Source organism: Pseudomonas emilianonis (assembly GCF_023072625.1).
GTDB lineage: Bacteria > Pseudomonadota > Gammaproteobacteria > Pseudomonadales > Pseudomonadaceae > Aquipseudomonas > Aquipseudomonas paraveronii.
Genome location: NZ_JAKNRV010000690.1, coordinates 1 through 1,135, shown reverse-complemented (window position 1 = coordinate 1,135; position 1,135 = coordinate 1). Strand labels below are relative to the sequence as shown.

General features: G+C 64.0%; 1 protein-coding gene and 1 pseudogene. Both read right to left on the bottom strand.

What is annotated here, in order from left to right; all coding sequences use genetic code 11:
• Window positions 1-103: 103 nt before the first annotated feature.
• Window positions 104-412, bottom strand: a pseudogene (locus L9Z73_RS30910) (anion permease); the annotation flags it as partial.
• A gap of 80 nt (window positions 413-492) precedes the next feature.
• Window positions 493-1,135, bottom strand: a 643-nt coding sequence (locus L9Z73_RS30905; protein ID WP_247408782.1) for an ATP-binding response regulator, incomplete at its 5' end; no start/stop codon positions are given.

The window sequence follows — 1,135 nt, the reverse complement described above, 5'->3', positions numbered from 1 at the left end:
CGCTGGGCTAGCGCCTCTTGCGAACACCTAAACCCAATTCGTAATAAGAATTTACCGCTGAGTACGATGGAGGCATAGTGGCATCATGGTCCGCCTGCTAAGTAGGGTTGCTCAACTGGGCCATGCTGATGGCCGGGCTGGAGCCGATCAGGTGAGTAGGGTCTTGCAGCGACGGCGCGGTGCCGAGCAAGAACGCCATGAGCGAGGTGATCATGATCGCGCTGGCTTCATAAGACACCGCCTCGGTGATCCACACCACCACGGCAAACGCGAGGATCGCCAGCATGCGATGGCCGGCCACCGGCAAGTCAGCGGGTAGCGGCAACAGCAGCACCCCGACCATGACCAGCACGGCGACAACCAGGCCCAAGGGCAACTTGAAGGATGCAGCGGTTGTTGCGGGGGCGCTCATGGGGGGTCTCCGTCGGCCATCAAGTCAGGCTGGGAGCATGGCGCAAAATGTCGCAGGCGGTGTTGACAGGTATCAAACTTCTAGGCCAACAACTGACTCAACACGGCCCGTAACTTCCCGGGCTTGACCGGTTTGTTCAACAACGGTGCGTCCAGCCGCCGCAGGATGCGCCGGCACTGGTCGGTGCGGTCGGCGCTGATGATCACGGCGGGAATCGGCTGGGCGAAATGCTCGCGCAGGTACTTGACCACCTCACTGCCCACCACACCGTGGTCCAAGTGGTAGTCCGCCAGGATCAACTCCGGCGCCCTGCCCTGCAACGCCAGCAACGCGCCGGCCTGGTCGGTGGCCGTGACCACCTCGCAGCCCCACTGCCCGAGCAGCGCGCTCATGCTTTCGAGGATGCTGACCTCGTTATCCAGCACCAGCAGACGCCGCCCCGGCAGCGGGTTGCCGGTGGTCGGTTGCACCGGCAGCTGGCTGATGGCCAACGGCATTTCTTCGCTGATGGGCACTTCGATGCTGAACATCGACCCGCGTCCCGGCCACGAGCGCACCGCCACCGGGTAACCGAGGATCTCGGCGATACGTTCGACAATCGCCAGCCCCAGGCCCACGCCCTTGCGGTCCGAGGCGCGGCCGACGTCCAGTTGGTTGAATTCGAGAAAGATCGCATCGAGCCGGTCGGCCGGGATGCCGCGCCCGGTGTCCCACACTTCCAGG